The organism is Flavobacterium jejuense (assembly GCF_006491595.2).
Classification (GTDB): Bacteria; Bacteroidota; Bacteroidia; order Flavobacteriales; family Flavobacteriaceae; genus Flavobacterium; species Flavobacterium jejuense.
This window is the reverse complement of the sequence record NZ_VEVQ02000016.1, coordinates 85,224-104,722: the sequence shown is the minus strand read 5'-3', so window position 1 is coordinate 104,722 and position 19,499 is coordinate 85,224. Positions and strand designations below refer to the sequence as shown.

General features: G+C 30.3%; 16 protein-coding genes and 2 pseudogenes. 10 read left to right on the top strand and 8 right to left on the bottom strand.

Features of this window, described 5'->3' with window-relative positions; all coding sequences use genetic code 11:
* Window positions 1-109: 109 nt before the first annotated feature.
* A complete protein-coding gene (locus tag FIA58_RS18545; RefSeq protein ID WP_140964196.1) occupies window positions 110-1,342 on the bottom strand; it encodes an ABC transporter permease in 1,233 nt (410 codons plus the stop codon).
* A gap of 7 nt (window positions 1,343-1,349) precedes the next feature.
* Between FIA58_RS18545 and FIA58_RS18540 the strand changes: the two genes are divergently transcribed.
* On the top strand, window positions 1,350-2,597 hold the full coding sequence (locus tag FIA58_RS18540; protein ID WP_140964194.1) for an exo-beta-N-acetylmuramidase NamZ family protein: 1,248 nt from the start codon (window positions 1,350-1,352) through the stop codon (window positions 2,595-2,597).
* 161 nt (window positions 2,598-2,758) lie between these two features.
* Here the strand turns inward: FIA58_RS18540 and FIA58_RS18535 are convergent, their stop codons facing one another.
* A complete protein-coding gene (locus tag FIA58_RS18535; protein ID WP_140964195.1) occupies window positions 2,759-3,253 on the bottom strand; it encodes a YkgJ family cysteine cluster protein in 495 nt (164 codons plus the stop codon).
* A 73-nt stretch (window positions 3,254-3,326) separates the two neighbouring features.
* Here FIA58_RS18535 and FIA58_RS18530 point away from each other — a divergent pair, with 73 nt between their 5' ends.
* Window positions 3,327-4,031 carry a class I SAM-dependent methyltransferase gene (locus FIA58_RS18530; RefSeq protein ID WP_140964193.1) on the top strand — a complete coding sequence of 235 codons (705 nt, stop codon included), beginning with the start codon at window positions 3,327-3,329 and terminating at the stop codon, window positions 4,029-4,031.
* Between the two features lie 78 nt (window positions 4,032-4,109).
* Here the strand turns inward: FIA58_RS18530 and FIA58_RS21755 are convergent, their stop codons facing one another.
* Entirely contained in the window at window positions 4,110-4,475 is a 366-nt protein-coding gene (locus tag FIA58_RS21755; protein ID WP_165928953.1) for a DUF2059 domain-containing protein, read from the bottom strand.
* Window positions 4,476-4,527: 52 nt separating this feature from the next.
* The gene (locus FIA58_RS18520; RefSeq protein WP_140964191.1) at window positions 4,528-5,160 is read right to left on the bottom strand and encodes a 7-carboxy-7-deazaguanine synthase QueE; all 633 of its coding nucleotides are present in this window, start codon (window positions 5,158-5,160) and stop codon (window positions 4,528-4,530) included.
* Between the two features lie 150 nt (window positions 5,161-5,310).
* Between FIA58_RS18520 and FIA58_RS18515 the strand changes: the two genes are divergently transcribed.
* The 4 genes from FIA58_RS18515 to FIA58_RS18500 all read left to right on the top strand — a co-directional run bounded on the left by FIA58_RS18515 (window position 5,311) and on the right by FIA58_RS18500 (window position 8,756).
* Window positions 5,311-5,988 carry a hypothetical protein gene (locus tag FIA58_RS18515; protein ID WP_140964190.1) on the top strand — a complete coding sequence of 226 codons (678 nt, stop codon included), beginning with the start codon at window positions 5,311-5,313 and terminating at the stop codon, window positions 5,986-5,988.
* 34 nt (window positions 5,989-6,022) lie between these two features.
* Window positions 6,023-6,724: a hypothetical protein gene (locus FIA58_RS18510; protein WP_140964189.1), complete on the top strand. Its 702-nt coding sequence runs from the start codon at window positions 6,023-6,025 to the stop codon at window positions 6,722-6,724.
* A 60-nt stretch (window positions 6,725-6,784) separates the two neighbouring features.
* The gene (locus tag FIA58_RS18505; protein ID WP_140964188.1) at window positions 6,785-8,326 is read left to right on the top strand and encodes a helicase HerA-like domain-containing protein; all 1,542 of its coding nucleotides are present in this window, start codon (window positions 6,785-6,787) and stop codon (window positions 8,324-8,326) included.
* Between the two features lie 64 nt (window positions 8,327-8,390).
* Entirely contained in the window at window positions 8,391-8,756 is a 366-nt protein-coding gene (locus FIA58_RS18500; protein WP_140964187.1) for a cupin domain-containing protein, read from the top strand.
* Between the two features lie 79 nt (window positions 8,757-8,835).
* On the opposite strand, the gene FIA58_RS18495 is transcribed toward FIA58_RS18500, so the two are convergent.
* From FIA58_RS18495 to FIA58_RS18485, 3 genes are all read right to left on the bottom strand, one after another.
* A complete protein-coding gene (locus FIA58_RS18495) occupies window positions 8,836-10,047 on the bottom strand; it encodes a hypothetical protein (protein ID WP_140964186.1) in 1,212 nt (403 codons plus the stop codon).
* The gene (locus FIA58_RS18490) at window positions 10,034-12,553 is read right to left on the bottom strand and encodes a DUF2339 domain-containing protein (RefSeq protein WP_140964185.1); all 2,520 of its coding nucleotides are present in this window, start codon (window positions 12,551-12,553) and stop codon (window positions 10,034-10,036) included. The genes FIA58_RS18495 and FIA58_RS18490 overlap by 14 nt, the downstream gene beginning before the upstream one ends.
* A gap of 65 nt (window positions 12,554-12,618) precedes the next feature.
* A complete protein-coding gene (locus tag FIA58_RS18485) occupies window positions 12,619-13,962 on the bottom strand; it encodes an FAD-dependent oxidoreductase (RefSeq protein ID WP_140964184.1) in 1,344 nt (447 codons plus the stop codon).
* A gap of 126 nt (window positions 13,963-14,088) precedes the next feature.
* Here FIA58_RS18485 and FIA58_RS18480 point away from each other — a divergent pair, with 126 nt between their 5' ends.
* The 4 genes and pseudogenes from FIA58_RS18480 to FIA58_RS18465 all read left to right on the top strand — a co-directional run bounded on the left by FIA58_RS18480 (window position 14,089) and on the right by FIA58_RS18465 (window position 17,780).
* Entirely contained in the window at window positions 14,089-14,736 is a 648-nt protein-coding gene (locus FIA58_RS18480; protein WP_140964183.1) for a flavin reductase family protein, read from the top strand.
* Window positions 14,726-14,812 (top strand): annotated as a pseudogene (locus tag FIA58_RS18475) (DUF2256 domain-containing protein); the annotation flags it as partial. The gene FIA58_RS18480 and the pseudogene FIA58_RS18475, both read left to right, overlap by 11 nt.
* An 81-nt stretch (window positions 14,813-14,893) precedes the next feature.
* Window positions 14,894-16,188: pseudogene (locus FIA58_RS18470) on the top strand (DASH family cryptochrome).
* Window positions 16,189-16,247: 59 nt separating this feature from the next.
* Window positions 16,248-17,780, top strand: coding sequence for a cryptochrome/photolyase family protein (locus FIA58_RS18465; RefSeq protein WP_140964181.1), 1,533 nt, complete (start codon window positions 16,248-16,250; stop codon window positions 17,778-17,780).
* A 2-nt stretch (window positions 17,781-17,782) separates the two neighbouring features.
* Here the strand turns inward: FIA58_RS18465 and FIA58_RS18460 are convergent, their stop codons facing one another.
* Window positions 17,783-19,498, bottom strand: coding sequence for a S41 family peptidase (locus tag FIA58_RS18460; protein ID WP_140964180.1), 1,716 nt, complete (start codon window positions 19,496-19,498; stop codon window positions 17,783-17,785).
* Window position 19,499 lies beyond the last annotated feature (1 nt).

Here is a 19,499-nt window from a genome sequence, read left to right as displayed (position 1 = left end):
ATTAGCCCTGATTGTAGTGGCATCCTTTTTATTTTAGAATAAAATAAAAAGATAGAACGAAAAGCAGGAATAATTGTCTTTTATAACTATATATATCTGCTAATAATTATTAATCAAATCGAATAGCTTTTACTGGAGAAATCTTTGTTATTATATAGGATGGAATTAACAACACTAATAAACAAACAAATATAGTTCCAATATTTAGCAATACTATATATCCTATATTTATATCTACTGGTGCTTCATTTACATAATAATTTTCAGGATCAAGTTTTATAATCCCAAAAAACTTCTGTAACAAAAGAAATAAAAATGCTATCCCATTTCCCCACAGTAATCCTCGAATTATTAAATGTCCAGCATTATACAAAAATATTTTTCTAATATTCCAGTTACTAGCTCCCACAGCCTTTAATATCCCAATCATTTGTGTTCGTTCTAAAATAAGAACTAAAAGCGCAACGATCATGTTAATAGTTGAGACAATAATCATAACTATTAAAATAACAACAATATTAAAATCGAAAAGCTTTAACCATTCAAAAACACTGTAATACTTATCTAAAATTGTTACACTATTATAAGTAGAAGGTATTTCTTTATATATTTCTTGTCCTTTTTCCTCAATTTGAGAAAAATTATTTAGAAAAACTTCAAAAGCTCCTACTTCATCTTCTTCCCATTTATTAATTTTTTGTATATGTCTTAAATCACCTAAAACAAAATTAGAATCGAACTCTTGAAATCCCGAATTAAAAATACCAACAATTCTGAAGCTCCTTAAATTATAGCCTTCATTATTAGGCTTTATAAAATAAGTTCTACAAATATCATTAAGCTTTAGACTTAACCTATTAGCTAAAAACTTAGAAATAACCACATCATCAGTCAACTTATTGTTTAAACTTGGAATACTTCCTTCTACTATATACTCTTTAATATTATCCCAATTATATTCTTTTCCAACTCCTTTGAAAATAATTCCTTCTACCGTTTCTTCTGTACGAATCATTGCTGCTTTTGTAGCTACAGCTTGAATATAATCTATTCCGGAAACACTTTTGAAAATAGGGTAAAAATCTTGTTTAGTTGAAATAGGAACTGTACTAACTTGAGATTGGTTATCATCATGATTAGAAATGATTACATGACCATTGAATGCAGATACTTTCTCCTGAATTTTTTTTTGTAAACCAATTCCTGTAGCAATAGAAACAATCATCATAATTATTCCAATTGCAATTGCTGTAATTGCTATTTTAATAATTGGTGAAGAAACACTACTTTTATCACTTTTAGCAGTAACAAGTCTTTTGGCTATAAAATATTCTAAATTCAAATTATTTATGCTTAGTAAATTGGTTTTCAAAAATACATTTTTATTCTTGGTTTTATTGATTTTTTCTTGTGGAAATTCTGTTAAGAAAATAGAGAATAAAGAAGAGAGTAGAGAGCAAAGAGTAAAAAACAAAGAAAATTCTGTTTCTTCCATTGATTCTTCTTTTGAAGCCATAAAAACTGGAGCTGATAATTATAAAATGTATTTACCACTATTAAAAGAAAAAAAAGTAGGTGTTGTTACTAATCAGTCTGGTATTTTATCTAACAATATTCATTTGGTAGACTTTTTATTGTCAAAAAAAATAGCAATCCAAAAAATATTTGCTCCAGAGCATGGTTTTAGAGGAACCTCAGATGCGGGTGAAGTAGTTAAAGACGGAAAAGACACTAAAACAGGTTTACCAATTGTATCCCTTTACGGAAATAATAAAAAACCAAAACCAGAACAATTAGTTGGTATTGACATATTAGTCTTTGACTTGCAAGATGTGGGCTCTCGTTTTTACACCTACATATCTTCCTTACACTATGTAATGGAAGCTTGTGCAGAAAACAACATTCCACTCATAGTTTTAGACAGACCTAATCCTAATGGTGGAATAATTGATGGTCCTATTTTAGAAGAAGAACATCATAGCTTTGTAGGTATGCACAAAATCCCCATATTACACGGAATGACTATTGGTGAATATGCACAAATGATTAATGGAGAAAAATGGTTAAATAATAGCATTCAATCTAAATTGACAATTATTCCATGTGAAAATTATCAAAGAACAATGGCATATGATTTACCTGTTAAACCTTCTCCTAATTTACCCAATTCACAAGCCATAACCTTATATGCAAGTTTGTGTCTGTTTGAAGGCACGAATGTGAGTGTAGGCAGAGGAACGGAAAAACAATTTCAAATTTATGGTTCGCCCTATTTACCCAAAAGTGATTTTAATTTCACTCCAAAACCGAATGAAGGAGCAAAAAATCCACTATACGATGGTAAACTTTGTTATGGTGAAGATTTAACCCAAATAAAAAAAGTAAACCAATTGGAATTACAATGGTTAATCAAAGCATATAACAAAACATCTGACCAATCGAAATTTTTTAATGCTTTTTTTACCAAACTAGCTGGAACTAAAAAACTACAAGAACAAATTGAAAGAGGGGTTTCTGAAAAGGAAATTCGAACATCTTGGAAAGTTGGATTGGAAAAGTTTAAAGAAATGAGAAAAAAGTATTTGATTTATGAGTAGAAAGAGATAAGAGATAAGAGAGAGAGAGACAATGATTGGAAAAATTTGAAAAACAATTAACAATCCATAAACTATATATTTTTATCATATCAATGTTTTTTCACTAATTCCTATTAATAAGATTGAATAAATACTGATAAAAATAAATATAACCAAAGACATTATAGCGGTAACTTTTCTTTCATTTTTTCTACAATATTATAAGCTGCTGGACAAATAGCCACATTTTTCAAAGTCAAATCCGAGATTTGTTGGAACTTTTTCCTATCAGTATGCGGGAATTCACGACAAGCCTTTGGGCGAACCTCATAGATAAAACATTTATTCTCGTTGTCTAGAAAAGCACAAGGCACACTTTGTAACACATAATCATTATCTTCATCTATTCGTAAATACTGATTTATAAATTGTTGTGGCTTTTGTTTGAAATGTTTTGAGATCCGTTCGATATCAGCCGAAGTAAATAAGGGTCCTGTTGTCTTGCAACAATTAGCACAATCTAAGCAATCCGTTTTTTTAAATTCAGCTTCATGTAAATCTTGCATTACATAATCTAAATTTTTAGGAGTCTTCTTTTTTAGCTTCTCAAAATACTTTTTATTTTCCTTATGTGTATCTTTGGCTAGTTTTTCAAGTTCGTTTAATTGAGGTTTCAACATTTAGCTTACATTTCTTGTGCAAAATTAAACAACTTTGAACTCATAACCTTTTAAACTTCTAAACTTTTTTATGAAAGATTTATTCGGAAAAGCCATTTTAGATTATCAAACCAATAATTTTCCAGAAGATATTATTACTGAAACTTCAATAAGTGAAGCCGATGAAATGAGCGTTTCCTATTTGTTTCGTAGTTTTAATGACATGCCTAAATTGGAAAAAAAAGCATTACAATTAGTTAAAGGGAAAATTTTAGATGTGGGTTGTGGTGCTGGAAGTCATACTTTATACTTGCAAGAAAAAGGATTTGATGTTACTGGCATTGATATTTCAGCAAATGCAATTGAAGCTTGTCATTTGAGAGGTTTAAAAAACATCAAAGTTGAAAATATTTTAGATTTTGATAGTTCAGAACAATTTGACACTATACTGTTATTAATGAATGGCACTGGCATTTTTGGCACTCTAGCTAATATCTCAACTTATCTTAAAAAACTAAAATCTCTTTTAACTAAAAAAGGACAAATATTAATTGACTCCTCAGATATTATTTATATGTTTGACCAAGATGAAGATGGTGCATATGAAATTCCTGCTACTGGTTATTATGGTGAACTCACTTTTACAATTCAATATAAAGGTGAAACAGAAGCTATTTTCCCTTGGTTATATTTAGATTATAACACTTTACAAAATGCTTGTTTTGCTAATGGATTGCAATGTAAATTACTACAAGAGGGAACCCATTTTGATTATTTAGCGAAACTGACGTTGTAGAATTACAAAAAAATCCCAAATTTTGAATTGAATCTAAATTTGAATTTGGGATTTTAAGATTAAGTTTTTCTTTGAAATCTATTGCATATACTTCATCATCATTCCTTGCAATTCCATTCCCCATTCTTGAGCAGCGGCCATATTTCTCTTAGTTAATTCACTAGCTTTCTCTGTCATTTTTTTGCCAACAGGAGATTCATAAAATTTAAGCATTTGTTTCACTTCATCGTGTGAATAAATTTCCATATATACTTTTGCCATTTTATCATATAATGACGGCAATGATGCATCAAAATCTTTAGCGAAATCTGCTTTTTTATCTTCAGGAATACTTCCCATCACTTGATCTTTAGCCATCTCCATTTGAGCCGCAGAACCTGAAGCCTTTAACACTTTTAGCACATCCTGTTTAAAAGCATCTTGAGCCATTCCTAACTGAGACACTAATACAATAATAAAAGTTACAATAATTTTTTTCATTTTTTTATTTATTTAATTAAGGAATATTTAAATATTTATGAGTTTGCAATGAAATTCTCCATTTTGGATTATTCATCACATAATCAATAATTAAAGGTGTCATTTCTTCTTTTTTACTCCATTCAGGTTGCAAAAATAAAATAGCATTTTTATTGGTTTTAACGGCTTGTTCTTCAGCAAACTGGAAATCGTGTTTGTTATAAATAATCACTTTCAATTCACTCGCAATATCATAAGCACCTTGAACAGGTAATTTCATTTTTTTTGGTGACAAACAAAACCAATCCCATTCTCCAGAAACGGGATAAGCACCAGAAGTTTCTATATGTACTTTTAGCCCTTCGTTTTTTAATAGACGTGTTATCAAAGACATATCCCACGTTAAAGGTTCGCCTCCAGTAATCACAACCGTTTCAGCATACTTTTTGGCATTAGCAACAATTATATTTGTAGCAGTTGGAGGATGCAAATCAGCATTCCAACTTTCCTTAACATCACACCAATGACAACCTACATCACAACCTCCTATTCTTATAAAATAAGCTGCCGTTCCTGTATGATACCCTTCACCTTGAATGGTATAAAACTCCTCCATTAAGGGTAACATTTCCCCTTTATCAACTGCTAATTGAACTTCTTTTTCTAACATCTTTAATTAAATAGTCTGCAAAGGTAAGAAAAATCAATTCAAAAATTTATTTTTTTAAACATCTAAAAATCAGTTAAAAAAACATTAAAAAAGATAAATGAATAAAAAAAAAATTATCTTTGCAGTGCTATTAACACATTATTAACCACAATGAAACCATTTTTTGCTTTATTGCTAATGGGCTATGCATGCTATAGTCAAGTTGGTATTGGAACAAATACGCCTAATTCTTCTTCACTTTTAGAAATTTCGGCAACAGACAAAGCTTTTGTACCTCCAAGAATGACTAATTCACAAATGTTAGCTATTTCACATCCATCAATATCATCCATAGTATATAACACAACTTTTAACACATTGTATATCTACAATTCCTTAGGATGGAAAAGCATGCAAGATACAGACAATTCAAATCTAATTTGTAAGAAAAGTGGAGGCACTCTTACTGTAACAAACAATACTTATTACAATTTTCCATTAAATAGTTCTAATGTATTATCTCAAAATTCCTCAACTTATGATGTGATCTCTAATGGAAAGATTAAAATTAAAGAAAATGGTATCTATATGATAGGTGCTCAATTATCTGTAAACAATATGCCTAGTGGAACAAAAGCTTATTCAATTGCTGTTTACAAAAACGGTAGTTTAATTGGCCTTCTAAATAAAAATGAAAGCATACAATCTTCAAACGATTACTGGGGAGCTAGCGGTATTATGACATTCAATCTAAGAATAAATGATGAAATTGATATTAAATATTTAATCAATAATAATACGAATCTAAATCTTGTTTACGCAGCATTTAGTTTTATTAAAATAAATTAATCACAAAAAAAACTGCAATTTAACCTATTTAAAAATGATTAAGAACACTGCTATTTTATTAATAACTTTTCATTCTTTTTTACTAAATGCTCAAGTTGGGATAGGAACTACCTCTCCTAGTCCTTCTTCAATGCTTGAACTAAACAGTACAACACAAACTTTTGTACCTCCAAGAATGACAAATACACAAATGCAAGCCATAACAACACCATTAATTGGATCAGTAGTCTATAACACTTCAGATGATGCACTATATATGAGAACCAATTTAGGCTGGGAAAACATTTCAAGAACCTCTAACCCTACTATTTCATTAAATAAAAATTTCCCTGGCGTTGATACCGCAATTTCAACTTCAGATAATAACTACACTAATTTCCCTCTGAATACTAGTGAAATAACTTCAATAACAAGTTCAGTTTTCACTGTTATTGGAAATGGTCAGATAAGAATCAACGAAGCTGGAACTTTTATAATGAACGCTGCTTTTTCAGTTGAAAATGTCCCAATTGGCAATAGAAAATTTGTGATAGGCATTTATAAGAATGGTACACTAATAGGTTACCCAACTAGAGGCACAATTGTATTAAGCGCAACCGATACTTGGGGTTCTTCAGGCACATTAGTTGACAACTTTGCAGCAGGTGATATAGTTACATTTAAGTATGTTTTAAACAATAGTGGAACAGCATTAGATGCTTTAAACTTTAACATTGGAATGGCAAAATTGAAATAAAGCGTTAAAGATCTTCTATAAAAGTATTTTTTATTATTTTTGAAATGAAAATTTTAAAAAATGAGCAGAACAGAAGAATTCAGTAAACATATAATTGACGGCTACACTTGTAAAGGGGATTTTATAACGCTTGGTGGTGCTATTTTAGATGGCGAACCTGTTCCAAATACACATGTAACAATTCCTTTAAAAACGTTAAACCGTCATGGATTAATTGCAGGAGCAACTGGAACTGGTAAAACTAAAACGATTCAAGTATTATCCGAACAATTGTCTCAAAACGGAATTCCTGTTTTAATGATGGACATTAAAGGCGATTTTTCTGGCATTGCTGTTCCTGGTGAAGAAAAATCTTTTATTACAGAACGTCATGCAAAAATTACACTTCCATACGAAACAAAAGGGTTTCCAGTAGAACTAATGACCATTTCAGAACAAAATGGAGTGCGTTTACGAGCTACTGTTTCTGAATTTGGACCCGTTTTATTTTCCCGAATTTTAGATTTAAACGATACTCAATCAGGAATTGTTTCTGTCATTTTTAAATATTGCGATGACCATAAAATTCCATTATTGGACTTGAAAGATTTCAAAAAAGCACTTCAATATTCTACAGAAGAAGGAAAAGAAGAGTTTGAAAAAGAATATGGTAGAATTTCTACAGCATCAACAGGTTCCATTTTACGAAAAATTATTGAACTAGAACAACAAGGTGCTGAATTGTTTTTTGGTGAAAAATCTTTCGAAACGGATGATTTAATGCGAATTGACCAAAACGGAAATGGATACATTAATATCATGCGTTTAACCGATATTCAAGACAAACCGAAATTATTCTCAACCTTTATGTTGAGTTTATTAGCTGAAATATATAACACTATGCCTGAACAAGGTGATGCTGGCCGACCAGAATTAGTTATTTTTATTGATGAAGCTCATTTAATTTTCGACCAAGCAAGTAAAGCCTTACAAGACCAAATTGAAACTATTGTCAAATTGATTCGTTCCAAAGGAATTGGAGTTTACTTTATTACTCAAAATCCAATGGATGTTCCAAGTAGCGTTTTGGCACAACTAGGTTTAAAAATCCAACATGCATTACGTGCTTTTACTGCTAATGATAGAAAAGCTATTAAAGAAACTTCCCAAAATTATCCAATTTCTGAATATTACAAAACGGATGAAGTACTTACTTCATTGGGAATCGGAGAAGCCTTTGTAACGGCTTTAAATGAAAAAGGGATCCCAACTCCTTTAGCTGCCACCATGCTAAGAGCTCCAATGAGTAGAATGGATGTTTTAACAGAAACGGAAATTGATAATGCTATTTCAAAATCGAAATTAGCTAAAAAATACAACGAAGTCATTGATAGAGAAAGCGCTTACGAAATTTTAAGCAAGAAAATGGAAGAAGCACAAGAATTAGCTGAAAAAGAAGAAGCTAAAAAACAAGCTGAAAAAGAGGCTAAAAAAGCATCATCTTCTAGAAGCAGAAGTAATTCTACATCAAACACAATAACTAAAGGTGTTGTTAAAGTTTTAACAAGCGCTACTTTTATCAGAGGAGCAATGGGTGTTTTGATGAAAATGTTTAAGAAATAACAACTTCAACGTCAATTACAATTTCAAAAATCAATTACAAGTTTAGAATATCTAATAAAAGACTATGAAAAAATATTTTATACAGAAAACACCCTTTGTTGTTCCAACAACCGATGGAAAGCTAATTGAAGAACATCATGGATTGGTTGCAACCAACAACAAAGACATTTCTATAGCTCATATGATTGCGCCTCCGGGTTGGAGTGAACCTTTTCAAACTCCAGAATTTGAAGAATACACTTATATTATTACAGGTAAAAAGCAATTTATAATTGAAGGAGAAACTATTATTTTAGAAGCTGGTCAGTCCATAAAAATTGAGGCGAATACTAGAGTTCAATATTCCAATCCTTTTGAATCATCTTGTGAATATATTGCGATTTGCAAACCTGCATTTGATTTTGAAAAAGTGCATCGTGAAGAGGAATAGTTTTCAGTTATCTGTTGTAAGTTGTAGGTATACGTTGTAATTTAAAAGTTGATTTTTGGAGTTGAAATTGATTTTTGAATTACTCATTTTTCATATCTTTCAATAAACCAAAAGCAAAATAAGCCACAACTCCACCTCCTAAAACAATACAAATCCACATGAATAATTGGGTTTGCCAAAATGATTTTTCAGTAGATTTTATTTCTGCTTTTTCTACTTTTTGAAAATTGGTTATGGTTCCTTTTGGCATTCCAATACTAAAACTTTGAACGAAATTAGCCAAATCATAAGAAGGTTTTGAAAAAGTGGAATCAATTACTATTTCGTACTTTTCATTAGTTTTTAATTTTGAAATAATAGTAATTGGTCTTTGAAACAATTGAATGTTTTTGATTGCTAAAGGTTGGTTGTCTTTATTTTCAATTTCAATTGTAAATTCTTTTTCGTTCAAATTATCAACTATAATTTTTGAATTCATTTTTGAACTTAGAAGAAAGGAACTTAAAATCCCATCTCTTATTGTAACTCTTTTTTTATTTTTTATTTCTTCTCTTCTAGTAATTCTAGCTTCTCGAGCATATAATTCAGTTGAAATGGAGAAAGAAATTACATCAATTTGATATTTTTTATCCGCAGAAAACACAATTTGAGTCACTTTTCTTACTTTATCTTCTATGATCTTATAGGTAAAAACCTTGACTTCAATAGGTTCTTCTGGTAAAAATTGATTCTCATACAAACCAATAGCTTGCACATTTATAGGCAACGAATTTTTATCATTAAAATCGATTCGTAAAAACTTATAATCATTCACTGGAAAATAAATGGTCTTTTCTAAAGCGGTTCCATTTTTGGCTACCAAATCAGACAAAGTTTCATTGGCAACAAGACCAAACCAGGCTATCGTGTCATTAGTTCCACTGATAGAATACCTCTTTGTCAAAGCTGTATTCCCAATATTCAAATTGAATTGATTGATTTTCTTCCCTGTTTCATTTTCAATTATAATAGAAGTAATCGAATCTTTAATACTATTTTTTGAAATAATCTGAAACGCATTGTATCGTGTTGATTCTCCTTTAAAATTTGAAATCACATAAGGAACTTCCTTCTTATTCACATCAAATAGTCTCAAAAAATCGAGATTTTCATTCGCAGCAGCTCGAACTTCTGGAGAAAGTTGGATTTGATGTAATCCTTCTTCTTTTATATTTCTAATTTCACCTTTGTAATTTTGGGCAAACCCCAAAAAAGAAATGAATACTAAAATTAAACTACTAAACTGCTTCATCTGAATTTGATTTTGGAGTTTCATCAACAACTAATTTTTTAATTTTTTGGTACACAAAAGAAATAATTAAAACCAATACCCCTAATAATATAAAAGCTATGATTTTTCCAGTTTCTGAAACGTTTTTAATATCGTAGATAAAAAGTTTCAAGATGGTTATCCCTAACAAGGAAAGTGCAATAATTCGTAAATTTTTCCATTGCCTTTTGATGCCAATGATTAAGAATACAAAAGAAAACAAGCCCCAAAGTATGGGATACCCAATTTTTATAATTTGTCTTTTTATAGCGTCCATTTTATCTCTTACATACGTTTCTTTTTCATAAGCCAAACTATAATCTGATAATCCTTTTTTAGACAATTCTGCGTTTATTTGCTTCATATTAATGGTATCCGTTGAAAAATTCAAACTATGTACCATTATTTCATTACTCAAAATATAGACTGTAGCAAAAACAAATAACCAAGGCATTATTTTATAATGTAATAGAACCACTTTTGGTTCTGATTTTGCCAATTTAAATAATTGGAATCCAAAATAAATCAAACAACCTAAAATGATATAATGAAAATAAAAAGCATATTTAGTATTCGTATTTAAAGCAAAATTTTGAACGAGTTCATCATTTGGCAAACGATAAAAAGTAATGATATACAAGAAAATAGAAATTACACTAACAAGTGATACAACTTTTTTGAAAACAACTTTTTTAAATCGGTTAGCCAAAACCAATACAATAGCAACAAAAACAAAATGATACGTTACTGGAAACGATAAAGAAGAAGCAGGATTGACTAAAAACTGGCTAGATTGATAATTTACTTCCAAGAAACCAGTAAAATAAGTTACCGTGATAGCTAGTACAAAAAGTGCTTTTTTATAAAAAGAAACTTCAAACAGAGCAACTTTCGTTTCTTCATTTTCTTTTTGAAGTAACCAATACGTTACAAACAAGGACCAACTCACCACAAATCCTGAAATAAACAACGGATTTAAAATTACAGCTAAAGGTGTCACAGGATAATCATATTTAAACCAATCCATCAACAAACTAATGATGGTCAAAACTTGAACAACAAAGGCTCCTGATTTGAAATGTTTGATTTTCGATTTTTGAGATAACCAAAATAACAAAACGGCTTCTGCTGCCCAAAAAATCGTAATTTGATTGCCTTCAAATTGAATTGGGATTGTTAATGTAACAAAAGTTAAAGCCAAACCTATTAATAGGTAAATAGCATTTTTGTCCAATCCGAATTTTTTATATAAGACAATGGCATACACTAAATTATATACAGCTAATAATAAGGTAAACAATCCTTTGAAGTCAATTCCCCAATTGTGAATGATACCCATTCCTATTCCAAAGAAGAAAAAAGTATTGGCTACCAGTATAAAATATTCAATTAGAGAGAAAACACCTTTATTTCTAATATTATTTAAAACCGTTATGATACTGAAAATAAAATAGAATAAAGTAGCAAACACTAATGCTCCAGCATGTGGTAATTTATTATCAAATAACTCTCTAGTATACCAAGAAGCAAATAATAAGGAAGTAAATACAAACGCAAGGATGGTAACAATTTTCCATTTTTTGAAATAAGCAATTGCTAATATTCCTATGTTTAAAATTGCAATATATGTAAACAGTACAATATAATTTCCAGAACCTGTGCTTACCATAAAAGGAACTGCAAATCCACCAATTAAAGACAAAACGGCTAATTCTTGTCGGTTATAAGAAACGGAAACCAAAGTACTAAAAGCGGTAATCACAACCATGATTATAAAAGCCACAGTTTGGCTAAATAAATGATATTCATGAAAAGCAATAGAAATAGTGAAATAGAAAATACTAATCGCTCCAGCCACTAAAACCGAACTAAAAGCAGCATAGTTTTTTTTCAATTTATGAGCAATTCCCATTACCAAAGCACCACAAAGAATTCCGATTCCCACGCGTGCTGGTTCATTAATCCATTCTTTATCGATAGCAAATTTCACGAAGAAACTAATTCCTAAAACAAGGATTAGAATACCTATTTTATTAATTAGGTTTTCACCAATGAATTTTTCTAAATCAGGATTATTTTCTTTAAAGGTTTCAAACCAAGATTTCTTAGGAACATAAACTGGTTTAGGAGTGATTGGTTTTTCTGCAATAGGTTTTGCCTCAATTTTTGCAACTACCTCAATTGGTTTTTGGGCAATAGGTTTGTCTGCAACTGGTTTTATGGTTTCAGGTTCCACTTTTTCTGGAACTACTGGTATCGGCTTTTCTTCAAAAATGGGTTGAATTGGCTTTTGTACTTCTGTAGGCTCTTCAACTTTGGCAACAACTTTTTCTTTTTCAAGTGATTTAGAGGCCAATTCTTTCCTTAAAATATTTAATTTTTCATGTAAACTATTCAAAGAATTTTGAGTTTGTTTATCACGAGATTTTATACTCGAAAAATTAATAAACAAAACAATTAAAACAACAAAAAGTAATACTTCTACCATAACATACAAAATTGATGTAAACCAAATGTATGAATTTTAATGCAATGTCTGTATTGATACAAAAATTATTCTGAAAGCAACTGTAGAATTCTTTGTTCGACTGGTTCGGTTTCCCAAATTTCCTCAATACTTTCTATAGCCAAAATTTCTTTCATAATAGCATCTTGTCTATCTCCAACTGCTAAAGCTTCTGAATAAGGTTGGTGACTAAAAGTTACTCTACTATATAAAGGAATCCATTTATCAGGATGTTTTTCAGAAAACCACTTCTCTATTTTCTTTTGTAACATGAAATTAGCATCAGCAGTTTTTGTACTCATTTCTACAAAATTGCGATACGATAGTTCGGCAATGGCATCAGCATTCGGTTTACGAGAATTTTCATATTCAGTAAAAATGCTTTGCCAATCATCTCCATATTTAGCCATTAATTCATTAAGAATTGTAATATCTTCAAAACCTGCATTCATTCCATGTCCATAAAAAGGTACAATGGCATGACAAGCATCTCCTATTAAAGCTACTTTATCATTATGAGTCCAAGGAAAACACTTCATGGTAACCAAATAACTTTTTGGGTTTTTAAAGAAATCTTCAACTAAGTTTGGGATTACTTCATCAGTTGAAGGAAAATATTTAGCAAAGAAATTGACTAATTTTTCTTTGGTATCTAACTGTTCAAAAGAGTTTTCTCCTTTAAAAGGCATGAATAAGGTACAAGTAAAACTACCATCTAAATTAGGCAAAGCAATCAACATGAAATTCCCTCTTGGCCAAATATGTAAAGAACTATTATCTAATTTATGTGTCCCGTCTTCATTCGCAGGAATATTTAATTCTTTGTAGCCAATTTCTAAAAACTCTTGCGAATAATTAAACATACTTTGACGTTGCATTCTGTGCCTTACCCGAGAAAAAGCACCGTCAGAACCAAAAATCATATCATATTTACGTTCTTCCCATGCTCCATGTTCGTCTTCTCCTATCTTCAAAATAGCTTCACTTAAAGCTACATCCCAAACTTTATGCTCAAAGAAAAATTCGACTCCTTCTTTTTCCGCTAAATCAATCATCTTTCGGTTCAAAACACCTCTTGAAAGAGAATAAATCGATTCTCCATCTTTACCGTATTTTTGAAAATTCAATGATTGATCCATCATATGAATCGCACGCTTATCCATTGGCAAACCTATTTTTCTAATTTCTTCAGCTATACCAATATTTTTTAAAGCTTTCCAACCTCTATTTGACATTGCTAAATTGATACTTCTACCAGAAAATTGGATTTTACGAATGTCTGGACTTCTATCAAATACATGAACACTATGTCCTGCTCTTTTTAAATATATGGCTAAAAGTGAACCGACTAAACCAGCACCTACTACAGCAATTTCTTTGGGATTCTGCATTATTAACTATTTCTTCCTACAAAAATAAGTAATAAATAAATGGTAGGACATTGAAAAGAGTATTTTTTGAAAAAGAAATGATTTTCTGTTTAATTAATTTGTATTTTTGTTAAACAAAATAAAATCATGAAAAAAATCACTACTGAAGATCTAAAGGCATTAGATAAAGTACCTCGTTTAAACCTTGTAAATAGTGTTACAGGATACAAATCAGCTAATCTAATTGGAAGTATTTCTAAAGAAGGTAAACCTAATTTGGCCATTTTTAGTAGTGTTACGCATTTAGGAAGTGATCCTGCGTTATTAGGTTTTATCATGCGACCTGCAACTGTTCCAAGAGATACGTACAAGAATATTAAAGAAACAGGATATTTTACAGTGAATCATGTTACAGAAAATTTGATTCAAAGAGCACATCAAACCGCAGCTAATTATTTAGAAGGTGTTTCAGAATTTGATAAAACTGATATTGAAGCAGAATATATAGCTTCAATAAATCAACCTTTTGTAAAGGAAAGTCCAGTTAAATTATTGTGCAAATATATGAGCGAATATGAAATAAAAGAAAATAATTGCATTCATATTATTGCATCCATTGAAGAAATTCATTTTAAAGAAGAAATGCTAAATCACGATTATTGTTTGCAATTAGAAAAAGGAAATGTGGTTGCAATAAACGGTTTAGATGGGTATTGTTTACCAAAATTACTCGACCGTTTTGAATATGCACGACCAAATTCAACTCCTAAATCAATACTAAAAAATGGCTCATAAAAAAGTGAATTTTCCCGAAAAAACATGTAAAACTTGTGAACTTCCTTTTTCTTGGAGAAAGAAATGGGAGAAAAACTAGGAAGAAGTCTTGTATTGTAGTGAGAAATGTAGGAGGAATAAGAGTGATTAGCTCAAACATAGTGTTTCAAATTTAGATATGAAAAATAGTTTAATTTGGTTTAGAAGTGATTTAAGAGTTGCAGACAATATATCATTGTTTAAAGCAACACAAAATTCAGGAACAACTATAGGTGTGTATTGTTTTGATCCAAGACATTTTGCTATGACTAAATATGGTTTCAAGAAAACGGAGCAATTCAGAGCCAAATTTCTTATTGAAACAGTTCAAGGATTGCGTGAAAATTTAGCACAAAAAAACATTTCACTTTTGGTTTTTCTTGACAAGCCAGAAAAGGTGATTCCAAAATTGGTTGCTGGCTATAAAATTGAAGCTATTTATTCACAAAAAGAATGGACCAGTGAAGAAGAAAATATCAATCAAAATATCAAAAAACAACTTCAATCACAGGAAAAATTCAAAACTATTCAATTTGTAGAAAGTTATGACCAATTTCTATTTCATCCTAACACTATTCCTTATGAGATCAACGAAATTCCTAAAGTATTTACTGAATTTCGAAAGAAATGCGAAAAAGAAGTTAGCATTCAATCGCTTATCACAATAGAAAAACAACCTGAAACCAATATAATTCCTGGCACAACTGAAATTCCTACTTTAACCTCATTAGGATTTAAACCATTTGACATACATCCAAATTCAGCATTCCCTTTTAATGGTGGAGAAAATGAAGCTTTGAAACGTTTAGAAAATTATTTTTGGAAAACCCAAAACCTTTCAAAATACAAACAAACTAGAAACGAATTAATCGGAACAGATTACAGTTCGAAATTTTCTCCTTGGTTGACTAATGGTAGTATTTCAGCGAAGACTATTTATTGGAACATAAAACAATATGAAACTGAAATTGGAGCCAATGAAGACACCTATTGGTTAATTTTTGAATTAATTTGGAGGGATTATTTCAAATACATTTCTTTAAAACATGGGAATAAAATTTTTCAGTTAGATGGGATTATAGAAAACAAATACGAGTGGAAAATCAATCAAAAAGCGTTTAACCAATGGATTTCTGGAAACACAAACGAACCTTTTGTAAATGCCAATATGTTAGAATTAGCAGAAACCGGTTTTATGAGCAATCGTGGTCGACAAAATGTAGCTAATTTTGGGCAAAAGAATGGCAACAAGATTGGAGAATTGCGGCTGCTTATTTCGAAAGTATGCTTATAGATTATGATGTGCATTCTAATTATGGGAATTGGATTTACAATGCTGGTGTAGGAAATGATCCAAGAGATAGAAAATTCAACATCAAACGACAAGCGGAAATGTATGATAAAAAAGGAGCATATCAAAAATTGTGGTTGTAAAAGTTATATGTTTTCTGTTTGTGTCTTAATTCTTAATACTAAAATCTTAATACCTATTTATGAACAAACTACGACTTATATTAGGAGACCAATTGAATACCAAACATTCTTGGTACAAACAAAAAGACGAAAATACCATTTATTTGATGGCAGAAATGCGTCAGGAAACGGATTATGTGAAACATCATATTCAAAAAATAGTGGCTTTTTTCTTGTCGATGCGCAATTTTGCAACAGCTTTAGAAAAAGCAGGTCATCAAGTGGTTTATTTCAACATTTCAAACCAAGAGAATCTTCATGATTTGGAAAAAATTATCACAAAAGTTATTGCTGATAAAAGCATTGAAAAACTAGAATACCAATTACCTGATGAATTTCGGTTAGACCAACAATTGAAAAACATTTGTAAAAACTTACAAATCGAATCGGAAGCTTTTGATACGGAACATTTTTATACTTCTAGAACCGAATTAACCGAATTTTTTGAAGGTAAAAAGCTTCTTTTAATGGAGAATTTTTATCGGATGATGCGAAAAAAACATCATGTTTTGGTGAACAATGAAAAACCTTTAGGTGGAAAATGGAATTACGATCATAGCAATCGGAACAAATACAAAGGAGAAGTTCCAATTCCTGAACCTTTGGTTTTTAGTAAAGAGGTTTCCAAAATAATTAGTGAAATTGAAAAAGCTGATGTGAGAACATTTGGAGAAATTGACACCAACAACTTTCCTTGGCCCACCAGCAGAAAAGAGAGTTTGTCCTTACTAAATTATTTCTGTGAAAAAGGATTGAAATATTTCGGAGATTACCAAGATGCCTTATATAGTAAAGACTCGTTTTTATTTCATTCCCGTTTGTCGTTTGCAATGAATTCCAAAATGATTAGCCCAAAAGAAGTGGTTGATGCAGTAATCGATTATTTCATCAAGAATCAAGATATCATTGATATATCACAAGTAGAAGGTTTTGTGCGACAAATTTTGGGTTGGAGAGAATATGTAAGAGGGATTTATTGGAAAGAAATGCCTGAATATTCGAAAATGAATACATTAGAAAACCACAACAAATTACCTGAATTTTATTGGACTGGAAAAACCAAAATGAAATGCATGCAACATGCTATATCACAAAGTTTAACGGAAGCTTATGCACATCACATTCAACGTTTGATGATTATTGGCAACTTTTCTTTACTAACACAAATGCATCCTGACGAAGTAGACGCTTGGTATTTAGGCGTTTATATTGACGCCATTGAATGGGTAGAAATGCCTAACACCAGAGGTATGAGTCAATATGCAGATGGAGGTATTATTGCAACAAAACCTTATGTGTCTTCAGGAAGTTATATCAATAAGATGAGTAATTATTGTGGAGATTGTCAGTACAACGTAAAAGAGAAATTAGGAGCCAAAGCCTGTCCGTTTAACAGTTTGTACTGGAATTTTTTAGACGATAAAAAAGACCATTTTCAAAACAACCAACGCATGAACATGATGCTTGCTTTGCTAAATAAAATGAAACCCGAAGAATTGGCAAACATAAAAGAAAAAGCGATGCATATTATGGAAAATTTGGATGATTATTAAAACTATTTACCTGTATTAATATACTCAATTGCCCTATCTAAAACTTCATCTTTGCCTTGTCTTATTCCTTCAATTGTTGGTTTTATTTCAATATCTGGAACAATTCCAATTCTTTGCATCTCTGTTCCATCTGGGTAAAAAAAGCCTTTCCCTGTAAAAGTGGTTACAAAATGATTGAATATAATTTTTACTCCAGCATTCCAACCATCAGCTCCAGCTGTTTGACTTCCTATTACAATAGCATCATTTACCCCTTGTAAACACATAACTAAAGTTTCTGATTGACTGATTGTCTCTTCATTTACTAATATAACTATTTGTCCTTTATAACTATTCGGGTTTTCATTTCCACAAAATTGTGGTTCTTCCCAAATAAAACGGCCTGGATAATATAAATCAGCATAAATTTGTTTTGCATATTGAGTAGGTTTTGCTTTGAAGAATTCTGCTAATTTTTCTTGAGTTAGATTTGGGTAATTACGAATATCTATAATTGTCCCTTTTGTATCTTTAATTTCAGGTAAAATTATTTCTAAATCTTTATTATAAATATTCCCAATATTAAGATAACCAATATTTTCTTCTAAAATTTTGTATTTTTCATTATTCTTTACTTTTCTTATATCATTGAAATGATTTCGTCTATTATATAACTCTACCTTTTTTGCTAGTTTATTTTTACTTCTGAAAAATTCAATTTCTATTTCATTATTATAAAATGAAAGATGTTCTTTTGCTATTTTCCCTAATAGATAAGATAAATTAGATGCAGGAATTCTTTTTTTATATTCCTCAGTGAAATCACTAACTGTTTTATTATCTAAAACAACTATTGCATCTCCTAATTGTATATCATTTTTAATAGCAAGTGCTTCATTTAAAATTTTTGTCACCACAAAATAATCATCAATTATTTTAACTTCAAAAGGCAACCAATAATTATAATTTTCGTCTGGAATTAGTATATAAGGATTGTGAGCAGATATATAATAACTTGCGTGAGAATCATTTAAATTTGTTACCAATTCTAATAATGCATAATGATAGGATAATTCATCTTTTGGGCTTATTATTTTTGGCAAAACATCTTGTAAACAACTTGTCCATTCCTTATCTATTAAATATTTATTTGGAGCAAAATATTCAATCAAATTCCAATATCTAAAAAGTGTTAAACATCTATATTTCTTTTCTTTCCAAGTAAAATGTTCAGATGTTCTTTCATTTTGTAAATGAGCAACCCCACCAAGTTCATCCATTTTATCTTCATAAGCAGCATAACCATCGTCATCAATATTACGAGAAACATAAAATTGCTTCCCTTGAAATCTATTTTCTCTAATAAAATCTAACATTTTAGAAAGCTTATTTGAAAAAACCGAGGTGTCATCAGTCCAAGAAAAATCTAAGTTCTTGTAGAAGTACTTTTCTTTAGGTAATTTATCTATTATTTTTATTTTAGGTACTTTTCCTAATGTTTTAATCCAGTTTTCAATTACAGTTGAAAACTTCTCTTTTGTTGTGGTCTTTTCTACTTTTGATAAAATTGTATATAATTGTTCATCCCAATCAAATTGACCAGCAGCTACATTAGGATGATAATACTTCAAAAAGCCCCAAACTTTACAAGTAGCAACTAATTTATCTACTTCTGTAATTTTATTTTGCGAAAATCCAATTTGAAAAAACAGTAAGCATAAAAGAAAAGTCTTTCCCATC